The sequence below is a fragment of the Gaiella sp. genome (assembly GCF_035710885.1).
Lineage (GTDB): Bacteria > Actinomycetota > Thermoleophilia > Gaiellales > Gaiellaceae > Gaiella.
The window spans coordinates 1-11,259 of the sequence record NZ_DASTCS010000033.1 but is presented as its reverse complement, the minus strand read 5'-3'; the positions used below and the strand labels follow the sequence as shown (position 1 = coordinate 11,259).

Below are 11,259 nucleotides of genomic sequence, written 5' to 3'. Positions count from 1 at the left end.
GCGTATCTCGACGCCAGGCATGTGCGCGTCGCGGGGGTGCCGTGCCTGGCGCTGCGGATCGGCTTCGTGGGGGAGCTCGGGTACGAGCTCCACTTCGCGAGCCCGCTTGCAGAGCACGTGTGGGACACGCTGCTCGAGGGGGGCGCCGACCTCGACGTGGCGCCGTTCGGCCTCGAGCCGCAGCGGATCCTCCGGCTCGAGAAGGGGCATGTGATCGTCAGCCAGGACACCGACTCCGAGTCGAACCTCCTCGAGGCGGCGATGCCGTGGATCGTGAAGAACGACAAGGAGTTCGAGTGGGTCGGGAAGTGGGCCACGCAGCAGGTCGCCGACCGCGGGCTCCGGTGGATGCTCGTCGGCTTCGAGAGCCCCAGCGGCGTGATCCCCGTCGAGGGCGGCCAGGTGCTCGTGGACGGCGTCTCGGCCGGGCGCGTGACGTCGGTGCGCCGCTCGGACGTGCTCGGGAAGGTGATCGGGCTGGCGATCGTCCCGCACGAGCTCGCGGTCGAGGACGCGCGGTTCGCCGTCCAGGTCGACGGCCGGCCGGTCGCGATGCGCGTCCACCTCGGCCCGTTCTTCGACCCCGCCGGGGAGAGGCTCAAGGCGTGAGCGGGACGCTCGACTTCCTCTCCCCGTCGCTGGCCCGCGACGAGGGCGGCTTCCACCCGGTCGCCCGCTCGGCCGCCGAGCGGCTGTTTCGCGCCGCGGACGCGACGTTCGAGGAGCGCGACGGCCGGCACGTCGCCGTCCGCGTGCCGGGTGAGGCACAGCATGCAGCGCGGGTCGGGATCGCCGACCTCTCGCACCTCGCCGCGCTCGACGTCCGGCCCGCGCCCGCAGCCGACCTCGAGGGAGCGGGCGTCACGACGTACCGCCTGTCCCCGCGGCGCGCGCTCGTCCTCTACCCGCACGCGGCCCGCGCGGCCGTCGGAGCGCAGCTCGGGCACGACGCGCTCGTCGTCGACGTCAGCGGGGCGTACACGGTCCTCGCCTTCACGGGGCCGGAGGCCCGCGCGCTCATCTCGCGGCTGACCCACCTTCACCACTTCCCGTCCGGCGGCGAGATCGCCCACGTCACGGGGCACGTCCTCCCGGCCGAAGCCGGGTACCGGATCGTCATCGCGCAGGAGCACGGGCACTACGTCGCCGAGGTCGCGCTCGACTGCGCCGCGGCGCTCGGCGGCGGGCTCGTCGGCGCCGACGCCCTGCCGGCGGGAGAGCGGCCGTGAAGGACATCTTCCTCCGACCGCGCGTGCTACGGAGCCCCGGCGAGCTGCGCCGCCACTATGACGTCGTCATCGTGGGAGGCGGCTCGCACGGCCTTGCGACCGCGTACTACCTCGCGCGGCACCACGGGATCACGAACGTCGCGATCCTCGAGAAGAGCTACATCGGGTCGGGCGCGGCGGGCCGGAACACGACGATCATCCGGGCCAACTACCGCACCCCGGAGGGCGCTGCGTTCTACAAGGAGAGCGTCGCGCTGTACGAGAAGCTGTCTGCCGAGCTCGACTTCAACCTCATGTTCTCCCAGCACGGGCACTTCACGCTCGCGCACTCCGACCGCTCGCTCGTCGTCCAGCACGAGCGGGCCGAGGTGAACCAGCTGCTCGGGATCGAGAGCCGCGTGATCGACCGCGACGAGGTGAAGCGGCTCTGCCCGCAGATCAACGTCGGGGAGGACGTGACCTGGCCGATCCTCGGGGCGCTCTACCACCCGCCCGGCGGGATCATCCGGCACGACGCGGTGGTCTGGGGGTTCGCGAAGCAGGTCGGCCGGGCCGGGATCGACATCCACCAGGGCCTCGAGGTGACCGGCTTCGACGTTCGCGACGGCCGCTGCCACGGCGTCCGCACCACGAAGGGGGACATCTCGTGCGGCGTCGTCCTGAGCGCGACCGCGGGCTGGTCGAGCCCGGTCGCCAAGCTGGCCGGCCTCCGCCTGCCGATCACGACCTCGATCCTGCAGGCGTTCGTGACCGAGCCCGTGAAGCCGTTTCTCGACAAGATCATCGTCTCCGCGCAGATGCACATCTACGTCTCCCAGACCGACCGGGGCGAGTTCCTGATCGGCGCGGAGGTCGAGCCCTACCCGACCTACTCGAACAAGGGGACGTTCCCGTTCGTGGAGTACGCCTCACGGCACGTCCTCGAGCTCTTCCCCCAGCTCCACTCGACCCGGATCCTGCGCCACTGGACGGGCCTCTGCGACATGAGCCCCGACTACAGCCCGATCATGGGCGTCACGGAGATCGAAGGCTTCCTCGTCGACTGCGGGTGGGGGACGTACGGCTTCAAGGCTGCGCCGATCACCGGAGTGACGCTCGCGGAGCTGATCGCGACCGGCCGCACACCGGAGCTGATCGAGCCGTTCCGCCTCGACCGCTTTCACACCGACACGCTCGTCTCGGAGCTCGCCGCCGCGGCGGTGAGCCATTGAGCGCCCCGACCGGCGGGACTCGATGCGTCTCGCGCCCACTCGTGAACCTGGAGGATTGACGAACATGCTCTCGAGCCTCGAGATCGCACAGGCCGCAACGCTGCGCCCCATCGCCGACGTCGCCGCCGACGCCGGCATCGAGCCCGACGAGCTCGAGCAGTACGGGCGCTTCAAGGGAAAGGTCGACCTCGCGATCCTCGACCGGCTCGCGTCGGAGCCCGACGGGAAGATCGTCAATGTCACCGCGATCACCCCGACGCCCGCGGGGGAAGGGAAGACGACGACCGCGGTCGCGCTCACGCAGGGCCTCGGCCAGCTCGGCCGCCGACCGGTGCTCGCGCTGCGCGAGGCGTCGCTCGGGCCCGTCTTCGGGATCAAGGGTGGCGCGGCAGGCGGCGGCTACACCCAGGTCGTCCCGATGGAGGACCTGAACCTGCACTTCACGGGCGACCTGCACGCGATCACGGCCGCCAACAACCTGCTCGCGGCGGTGATCGACGCGCACCTCCTGCACGGCAACGCGCTCCGGATCGACCCCCTCACGATCTCCTGGCGCCGCTGCATGGACATGAACGACCGCGCGCTCCGCGACATCGTCACGTCGCTGGGCGGCCGCGTGAACGGCTACCCCCGCCAGACGGGCTTCGACATCACGGCCGCGAGCGAGGTCATGGGCCTGGTCGCGGTCGCCCGCGACCTCGGTGACCTCCGCGCCCGGCTCGGGCGGATCACGGTGGGGCAGACGTTCGAGGGCGAGCCGGTGACCGCCGACGACCTGAAGGCGGCGGGCTCGATGACCGTTCTGCTCAAGGACGCGATCAAGCCGAACCTCGTGCAGACGCTCGAGGGTCAGCCAGCATTCGTCCACTGCGGCCCGTTCGCGAACATCGCGCACGGCAACAACTCCCTCGTGGCCGACCGCGTCGCGCTGAAGCTCGGTGAGTACCTGATCACCGAGTCGGGCTTCGCCTCCGACATGGGGATGGAGAAGTTCTTCGACATCACCTGCAGGATCGGAGGGCTGCGCTCGAGCGCCACCGTGCTCGTCACCACCGTTCGCGCGCTCAAGCACCACGGCGGCGACATCGAGGGAGGCATGGACGAGATCGAGGCAGGAGCCGCCAACCTCGCCCGCCACATCGGGATCGTCAAGCACTTCGGCCTCAACGCGGTCGTGGCGGTGAACAAGTTCCCCACGGACACGACCGACGAGCTCGAGCTCGTCCGCGGGCTCGCGATCGAGCGCGGCGCCTACGCGGCCGAGGTCAACACTGGGTTCGAGCAGGGCGGCAAGGGAGCAACCGCGCTGGCCGAGGCCGTCGTCGCGGCCGCGGACGAGCCGAACGACTTCCGGTTCGCCTACGAGCTCGGCGCGCCGATCGAGGAGAAGATCCGCGCGATCGCGAGGAACGTCTACGGGGCGGACGACGTGTTCCTGCTCAAGACCGCACGGGACAAGGCTGCCGCATTCGAGGCGTCCGGCCTCGGCGAGCTGCCGATCTGCATGGCGAAGACGCACCTCTCGCTCTCGCACGACGCCTCGCTGCTGAACGCCCCGACCGGCTTCACGGTCACCGTGCGGGACCTTCGCCCCTACACCGGCGCGGGCTGGATCGTCGCGCTCTGCGGCGACATGCAGACGATGCCGGGTCTCGGCAAGGCCGCCGCGGCGTTCGCCATCGACGTCGACGCGGACGGCCGTACGGTCGGGCTCTTCTAGCCGCTAGTGCACGATCAGCACGTCGCAGTGCGCCATGCGCTGCACCTGCTCGGACACCGAGTGCCCCAGCATGCGCTCGACCTGGCTCGGCTCCCGCGTCCCGATCACGATGAGCCCGGCGCCGTACCGCTCGGCGGCCTCGACGATCGCGAGCGCGATGTCCCCTACGGCCTCGACGAGCTCTGCCTCGACACCCTTGGCACGAAGCAGCGCATCCGCGCGCTGGAGCTCGGGCCCCGGGGTCATGTCGGGCACGGCGCCGATCGCGACCGGCGTGACGCTCGCCACGACGAGCTTCGTCTCGAAGAGCGTTGCGAGCTGCGCCGCCCGGTCGAGCGCACGGTTCGACACGTCGGTGTCGTTGAACGCGAGCAAGATCTTCATTCGTTCCGGCCTCCCGGTTTCGCAGTGCCCGTCTCGAAGGAGCTACGGCGTCGTCGAATTGGGCTGACTCCCGTTCGGGGAGAGACCGAGCGACGCGAGCAGCTCTGCCTGCCAGCCGGGGTGGCGCTGGATGCAGGTCGGGCAGCAGCGGAACGTCGAGCCCTTGAGCGCCGGGTGCTCCACCTCGAGTCCCGCAGGCAGCTCGAGGCGCCCCCATGCGGCTCCCGAGATCAGACCATCCGCCTGTTGCCTGCTGCACACGACGCAGCGGAGGTAGAGACGCGACATCTACCCCAGGCTATCCCCACGGCCCGATGAACGGGCCGTCCAGGTCGGTCAGCAGGATGACGACGACGATGACGATGCAGACGAGCGAGAGCGCGAGCATGAACGGCGCAACGCGCGAGTCCTCCTTCTGCAGCGGCGGGAAGTCGATCTGCTTGCCGGCCATCGTGCCTCCCTGCTATGCGTCGGTGGACGGTCTGTCGAGCGCGCCGGACGCCCGCAGTGCCTGCGCCTGGCGCTCCAGCTTGCCCTTCTCCATGACCACGAACCAGACGAACGCGATCAGCATCACCGCGATGCCGAGAATCGTCAGGATCCAGGTGCCGGTCGACCCGGCGCCGCCGAAGGTCCAGAACTCGGCAATGTCCTCGCTCCACTCGTCGAAGGGGAACGCATCGAACATCGCCTAGCTCCTTTCGCTCGGGGTAGGAGCCGGCGCGCGCCGCCCGTTGGCGGCCCAGTACGAGTCGAGCAGGACCGGAGCGCCGTCGACCTCGCGGCCGTCCGGCTCGATGATGATCTCGGGCACGCGCTCGAACTCGGGATAGAAGTCCATGCCGAACTCTGCCATGTCGAGGCCCTCGAGCTCGACCTCCGCGGGCACCCGCAGGAGGTTGAACTTCTTGAGGATCCAGCTGACCCCGTAGCCGGGGAGGAACGCGAGCGGGATGAACGCGAGGATCCCCATGAGCTGGCCGCCGAGCGACGACTCGACGTTGTTGATGCCGGTCGGATAGCCGCCGGCGAAGATCCCCACCAGCAGGACGCCGTAGAAGCCGCAGACGCCGTGGACCGCAACCGCGCCGACGGCGTCGTCGAGGCGAAGCTTCTTCTCGATGAACGTCCCGACCCAGACGGCGACCATGCCGCCCGAGATCGAGAGGAGGTAGGCGAGCGACGGGTGGTACACGTCGGCGCCCGCGGAGACCGAGATCACGCCCGCCAGACCGCCGGAGACGGTCCAGAACGGGTTGCCGTTGCTCGCGAACCAGCCCCCGGAGAAGCCGCCGGCGAAGCCGATCGTGATCACGAAGGCGATCGCGCCGAGTGTCGTCGGCGACCCGTAGATGTTCAGCCACCCCGGGAAGGCGGTGGACTGGATCACGAGGCAGGCGGCGTAGAAGCCGTAGAAGCCGGTGAAGATGAGCATCAGCCCCATCAGCGTCAGGTGGGTGTTGTGGGGCCTGAACGCCCGGGTCAGCCCGTCGGACGTGTACTTGCCGATGCGCGGACCGACGTTGATGAGCACACCGAGCGCGAAGAGCCCTGCGACGCCGTGGACGACGCCGGAGGCGATCGCGTCGTGGAAGCCGAAGCGCGTCGTCAGCCAGCCGCCGGAGCTCCAGCCCCAGGCGGCATCCATGATCCACACGACCGAGCCGAGGAGCGCCGTCAGGATGAGGAACGCCGACAGGCGGATCCGCTCGATGACCGCTCCCGACATGATCGAGCCGGTCGTCCACGAGAAGAGGAGGAAGGCGAGGAAGAAGACCGCGCTGACGTGATCCTGGAGGTTCGGCCCCATCGCCGCCGACCACGGCGCGGTGAGGCCGCAGAAGCCTTCGAGGGCGTCAGGGCTCGCGTGCCCCGACTTTGGCCAGCCCTCCTGGAAGCAGCCGTAGATGTACCAGCCGAAGTAGTAGAACGTCGGCGTGACGACGGCGATGACGAGGATGTTCTTCATCGCCGTCGACATGACGTTCTTGCGTCGCGACACGCCGCCCTCGTAGGCCATGAAGCCCACGTGGATCAGCCACATGATCACGACCGTCCAGAAGTAGAACTGCTCGGTCAGGACCAGGGAGTCGAGCGAGATCCGCTCCTCGAGCTCCTCGGGAGACGCCTGGGCGAGCAACCACGGTACGACGGACGAGACCATTCGACCCCCCTCCTCGGGCGGGCGACCGCAGGGTTGACCTGTGCGGGGACCGTATGAAGCCCGCGTGGCCGTTTCCATGTCGGCCACGGCCGACATTGCCCGGGGTGGTATGTACGTTCCCTACACAGTCCCCGCGAGCCGGCCGGAGCCGGTCAGCGCGTGAGCTCCCCCGTCCTCGCATCGATCAGGAAGTTCTCGACGCGGGTGGGCGTGCCACTCGCGTCGAGGTCCTCCGCGAGCCCGACGATCCAGACGAGCCGGGTCGGCAACCCGCGTTGGACTGCGCGAACCATCACGCAGCCCGTCTGCGCGCAGGGGGTCAGGTCGGCGTTCTCCTTGGCGATCTCCACTGCCTCGGCCTGCGTGATCGTCGCACCGTGAGAGCCGCAGCTGCGCGCCACCCCGGCCGCTGCGAGCAGGACGAGCGCGAGCAGCCCCAGTCGGACGAGCAGCCGGTCGCGGTACGGGCGAGGCGGCGACGCCGGCCGACCGTCAGCCGGCTCGGGCGGTGCTCCAGCGCTCATAGACACGGTAGGCGCGCAAAGCGAGGTAGCCGACGAAGTTCGTCATGAAGACGATGAGAAGCCACCAGGTCCACCATAGGTAGTTCGGTCGCCACTCGCGAAGCTCGACGACCGTGAGCCACATCACGACGGCGAGCGCGAGCACGAGCACCCACGGCACGTAGCCGAGCAGGACGAAGACCAGCACGCGGTCCATCCTCGCGGCGCTGCGCGCGCGGCGCAACCCGCCTCGGCGGTCTACGACCAGGGGTACGGCGAGCTCGAGACCGGATGGAGGTCGCCGGTGGCGAAGCGCTCGAAGCGGAACGGCTCCAGGAGAGGCGCGGGCTCGCCGAGCAGGACCTTGGCCACCTCGCGACCGACGCCGATCATCTTGTAGCCGTGGTTGGAGTCGAGGATCGCGTAGAGGTTCGGACGCAGGAAGTCGAACACCGGGAAGTTGTCCGCCGTGAACGCGCCGACCCCGCCGGAGCGCACGTCCCTGTACGTCGGGCGACACCCCTCGAAGCGCGCCATCGCGTGGGACAGGGCCGCGCACCACATGTCCGCGAAGCCCGGGTCGACATCGGTCGTCGACGGGTAGGGATCGAGCTCCACGTCGCCCTCGACGGTCAGCGGCGACGCGCCGCCCTGGACACCGTGACGGTCACGCTTGAAGTAGATCCCCCACAACTCGTCGGTGACGAGGCGCCCGTCGTCCGTCGAGAGGCGTGCGTCCGTGTCGAGGTGGATCACGGGGGGCGGGCCGCCGTCGGCGGTCGCGAACATCAGCGGATCGACGGCGATCTCCCCCTCCTGCAGGTTCCAGTAGGTCCACATCGGCTGGTCGCGGACGACCTCGCCCGACGGGGTCGTGATGTCGATCGAGGCGGGAAGCCCGAGCATCGACCAGAAGCGCGCCGCCCAGGGGCCGGGGGCGAGCACGACCTGCTCGCCGACCTCGATGCGGCCGCCGGCCGTCTCGACGCCCCGGACGGCGCCGTCGGCACCCTCCTCGAAGCCCGTCACCTCGAGACCGGTCAGGATCCGGACACCCGTGCTCTCGCACTTGCCGACGAGCCCGCGCACTGAGTCGAGGTTGAAGGCGAACCCGCCCTGGTGCTCGTGGAGGCAGACCGTGACGCCCCTTGCCCGCCAGTCCGGGAAGAGGCTCCGCATGTGCGCGTCGACCGCGTCCGCGCCCGTGACGAGCGTCGAGCGGTACCCGATGCGCTCCTGCCGCTCGTAGACCGCTGTCAGGTCCGGCTCCTGTGCGGCCGGGCCGAGCGCCAGGTAGCCGACGCCGTTGTAGTGGTAGGCGGCCGGATCGGATTCCCACACCTCGACGCACGCCTGCATCAGCTCGCTCATGGCGGGCTGGAAGTAGTTGTTCCGGACCACCCCGCACGCGATCCCGCTCGCGCCTGCGCCGGGCGTGGCCTTGTCGACGACGAGGATGTCGGCGCCGGAGCCGGCGCCGCGCCGCTCGAGCTCGAGCGCGAGGTGGTAGGCGGTCGAGAGCCCGTGCATGCCGGCCCCGACCAGGACGTACGGCGACGAGTCGAGGTGCGCCATGCCCCTGCCCGCGGCTCAGTGGCCGGAGGGGCGCTCCCAGCCTTCGAGGGCCGGCGGGTGCCAGTCGGTCCCCACGGTGCGTGACCCCGCCACCCAGGGGCCGAGCTCCGGCTGCGGGAACTTGCAGTGGATCTCCTTCAGGTGGATCCCGTAGGAGTTCCCCGAGGTGAGGTGCGCCATCAGGACCTTGCGCGCGATCTCGTCCCCGCGCCCCTCGGGGATCGGGAAGTAGATCTTCAGAAACGAGTTCGAGTACCGGTCGAACACCGCGGGCATGCCGTCCTCGACGAGCAGCGTGACGTCCTCGAGCCAGTTGAGGTCGTCGCCGGGCGTGAGCGCGAGCAGGTCGATGTCCTCGAGGAGCGCGATGTCCTCCTGGTAGGGAAACCGCTTGCCCGCGAGGTACTCGGCGTCGATCGACCGCACCTTGTCGGGCTCGCTGTAGGCGAGCTCGTGACCGGACATCAGGCGTCGACCGCCCGGAGCGGCCCGGCATCCTCGTGCGCCTGGGAGGCGATCAGGTCGTCCTCGGCCTTGATCGCGAGCAGGCGCCTGACCTCGGCCAGGATCTCGTTCTCCGTCACCCCCGGCGTGTAGCTCGTGCCCGCGAGCGGCACTCTCGCCATCGCGGAGGCCTCGACCGTCAGCGCGGCGAGGTCCTCCGGCTCCAGCGAGTGGACGTTGGTCTTCCCGCACGCGCGCGCGAGCATCTGCAGCTCCATCGTGAGCGCGGTGAGGAAGTTGTAGACCCGCTCGGAGGCCTCCTCGACGACGAGCCGCTTGCGGAGCTCCGGGTCTTGCGTCGCGACCCCGACCGGACAGCGACCCGTGTGGCAGTGGTAGCACTGGCCTGCCGGGACCCCGACCGAGCCCTCGTAGTCGGTGACGCCCGGGATCTCCTTGTTGCAGTTGAGCGCCATCAGCGCCGAGTGGCCGATCGCGACGGCCTTCGCGCCGAGCGCGAGGCACTTCGCCACGTCCGCGCCGTTCCGGATCCCGCCGGCGACGACGAGGTCGATCTCGTCGGCGAGCCCGACGTCCTCGAGCGCGCGGCGCGCTTCGGGGATCGCGGCCATCAGCGGGATGCCCGTCTCCTCGGTTGCGATGTGCGGTCCCGCCCCGGTGCCTCCCTCGGCCCCGTCGAGGTAGATGATGTCCGGGCCGCACTTCGCGGCCATCCGGACGTCGTCGTAGACACGGGCCGCGCCGAGCTTGAGCTGGATCGGGACCTGGTAGTCGGTCGCCTCGCGGACCTCCTGGATCTTGAGCGAGAGGTCGTCGGGCCCCAGCCAGTCCGGATGGCGGGCGGGCGAGCGCTGGTCGATCCCGGCCGGGAGGGAGCGCATCTCGGCGACCTGCTCGGTCACCTTCTGGCCCATCAGGTGCCCGCCGAGCCCGACCTTGCAGCCCTGGCCGATGAAGAACTCGACCGCGTCCGCGAGCATCAGGTGGTGCGGGTTGAACCCGTACCGGCTCTGGATGCACTGGTAGTACCACTTGGTCGAGAGGTCGCGCTCCGGCGGGATCATCCCGCCCTCGCCCGAGCAGGTCGCCGTCCCCGCCATGGACGCGCCCTTGGCGAGTGCCATCTTCGCCTCCAGGGAGAGCGCGCCGAAGCTCATGCCGGTGATGTAGACGGGGATGTCGAGCTCGATCGGCTTCTTCGCGAAGCGGGCGCCCAGGACGGTTTTCGTCAGGCACTTCTCGCGGTAGCCCTCGATCACGAACCGGGTCAGCGTGCCCGGCATGAACATGAGGTCGTCCCAGTGCGGGATCCTCTTGAACATCGAGAAGCCCCGCATGCGGTAGCGGCCGAGCTCGGCCTTCATGTGGATGTCGTTGACGACCTCCGGGGTGAAGATCGGGCTACGGCCGAGCACCGTGCGCCGCTCGGACTGCCCGCCTCCCACGTTGCCGCCCACGTGCTCGTACCGGTCAGTCATCAGAGAACCAGCTTTCGCTCGGAGGGCTCGAGGTTGTCGTAGTTGTAGAGCTTCTTGCCGCACACGAACTTCTGGAACTCGGGCGGGTCGCCGAGCCCGTAGATCCGGAACTTGCGCTCGATCAGCTCGGTGTCGGCGTCCGTCCACTCGCCCGGGACGCAGTCGATCCCGAGCGACTTCACCGTGCCCGCGACGTAGATCGTCCCGTCGTACATGGAGTCCCCGAGCCCGGGCCCGACGTTCCCGCAGAGGATCTGGCGGCCGCGCTGCATCATGAAGCCGGTCATCGAGCCGGCGTCACCGACCGAGATGATCGTCCCGCCCTTCTGGTCGATGCCGCTGCGGGCGCCGACCCGGCCCTTGACGACCACGTCGCCGCCGCGAAGCGCGGCGCCCGTGAGCGAGCCCGCGTTCCCCTCGACGACGACCACGCCGGACATCATGTTCTCGCAGGCCGACCAGCCCACCCGGCCCTTCACGTGGATCTCCGGGCCGTCGACGAGCCCGCAGCCGAAGTAACCGAGGCTGCC

The 11,259-nt window shown here is 69.7% G+C and carries 14 protein-coding genes and 1 pseudogene; 4 read left to right on the top strand and 11 right to left on the bottom strand.

Features of this window, described 5'->3' with window-relative positions:
* From VFO26_RS06860 to VFO26_RS06845, 4 genes are all read left to right on the top strand, one after another.
* A partial coding sequence (locus VFO26_RS06860) for a glycine cleavage T C-terminal barrel domain-containing protein (RefSeq protein WP_325114179.1) occupies positions 1-609 on the top strand: 609 nt, incomplete at its 5' end.
* Positions 606-1,229: a hypothetical protein gene (locus tag VFO26_RS06855; RefSeq protein WP_325114178.1), complete on the top strand. Its 624-nt coding sequence runs from the start codon at positions 606-608 to the stop codon at positions 1,227-1,229. The genes VFO26_RS06860 and VFO26_RS06855, both read left to right, overlap by 4 nt.
* The gene (locus VFO26_RS06850; RefSeq protein ID WP_325114177.1) at positions 1,226-2,440 is read left to right on the top strand and encodes an FAD-dependent oxidoreductase; all 1,215 of its coding nucleotides are present in this window, start codon (positions 1,226-1,228) and stop codon (positions 2,438-2,440) included. Before VFO26_RS06855 ends, VFO26_RS06850 begins: the two co-directional genes overlap by 4 nt.
* Before the next feature lie 64 nt (positions 2,441-2,504).
* Positions 2,505-4,160, top strand: coding sequence for a formate--tetrahydrofolate ligase (locus VFO26_RS06845; protein ID WP_325114176.1), 1,656 nt, complete (start codon positions 2,505-2,507; stop codon positions 4,158-4,160).
* A gap of 3 nt (positions 4,161-4,163) precedes the next feature.
* Here the strand turns inward: VFO26_RS06845 and VFO26_RS06840 are convergent, their stop codons facing one another.
* From VFO26_RS06840 to VFO26_RS06790, 11 genes and pseudogenes are all read right to left on the bottom strand, one after another.
* Positions 4,164-4,544: a universal stress protein gene (locus tag VFO26_RS06840; protein ID WP_325114175.1), complete on the bottom strand. Its 381-nt coding sequence runs from the start codon at positions 4,542-4,544 to the stop codon at positions 4,164-4,166.
* Between the two features lie 42 nt (positions 4,545-4,586).
* Positions 4,587-4,832 carry a hypothetical protein gene (locus tag VFO26_RS06835; RefSeq protein WP_325114174.1) on the bottom strand — a complete coding sequence of 82 codons (246 nt, stop codon included), beginning with the start codon at positions 4,830-4,832 and terminating at the stop codon, positions 4,587-4,589.
* 10 nt (positions 4,833-4,842) lie between these two features.
* Positions 4,843-4,995, bottom strand: a complete 153-nt coding sequence (locus VFO26_RS06830; protein WP_325114173.1) for a hypothetical protein — start codon at positions 4,993-4,995, stop codon at positions 4,843-4,845.
* Positions 4,996-5,007: 12 nt separating this feature from the next.
* The gene (locus VFO26_RS06825) at positions 5,008-5,232 is read right to left on the bottom strand and encodes a hypothetical protein (RefSeq protein ID WP_325114172.1); all 225 of its coding nucleotides are present in this window, start codon (positions 5,230-5,232) and stop codon (positions 5,008-5,010) included.
* 3 nt (positions 5,233-5,235) lie between these two features.
* Entirely contained in the window at positions 5,236-6,708 is a 1,473-nt protein-coding gene (locus tag VFO26_RS06820; protein ID WP_325114171.1) for a hypothetical protein, read from the bottom strand.
* Between the two features lie 152 nt (positions 6,709-6,860).
* Complete coding sequence (locus tag VFO26_RS06815; RefSeq protein ID WP_325114170.1) at positions 6,861-7,232, bottom strand: hypothetical protein; 372 nt, start codon at positions 7,230-7,232, stop codon at positions 6,861-6,863.
* A complete protein-coding gene (locus VFO26_RS06810; protein ID WP_325114169.1) occupies positions 7,201-7,419 on the bottom strand; it encodes a hypothetical protein in 219 nt (72 codons plus the stop codon). The genes VFO26_RS06815 and VFO26_RS06810 overlap by 32 nt, the downstream gene beginning before the upstream one ends.
* Before the next feature lie 50 nt (positions 7,420-7,469).
* Positions 7,470-8,786 (bottom strand): FAD-binding oxidoreductase, encoded by a 1,317-nt coding sequence (locus VFO26_RS06805; RefSeq protein ID WP_325114168.1) that lies wholly within the window; start codon positions 8,784-8,786, stop codon positions 7,470-7,472.
* Positions 8,787-8,801: 15 nt separating this feature from the next.
* The gene (locus VFO26_RS06800) at positions 8,802-9,251 is read right to left on the bottom strand and encodes a hypothetical protein (protein ID WP_325114167.1); all 450 of its coding nucleotides are present in this window, start codon (positions 9,249-9,251) and stop codon (positions 8,802-8,804) included.
* On the bottom strand, positions 9,251-10,729 hold the full coding sequence (locus VFO26_RS06795) for an FMN-binding glutamate synthase family protein (RefSeq protein WP_325114166.1): 1,479 nt from the start codon (positions 10,727-10,729) through the stop codon (positions 9,251-9,253). The genes VFO26_RS06800 and VFO26_RS06795 overlap by 1 nt, the downstream gene beginning before the upstream one ends.
* Positions 10,729-11,259: pseudogene (locus tag VFO26_RS06790) on the bottom strand (GXGXG motif-containing protein); the annotation flags it as partial. The pseudogene VFO26_RS06790 and the gene VFO26_RS06795, both read right to left, overlap by 1 nt.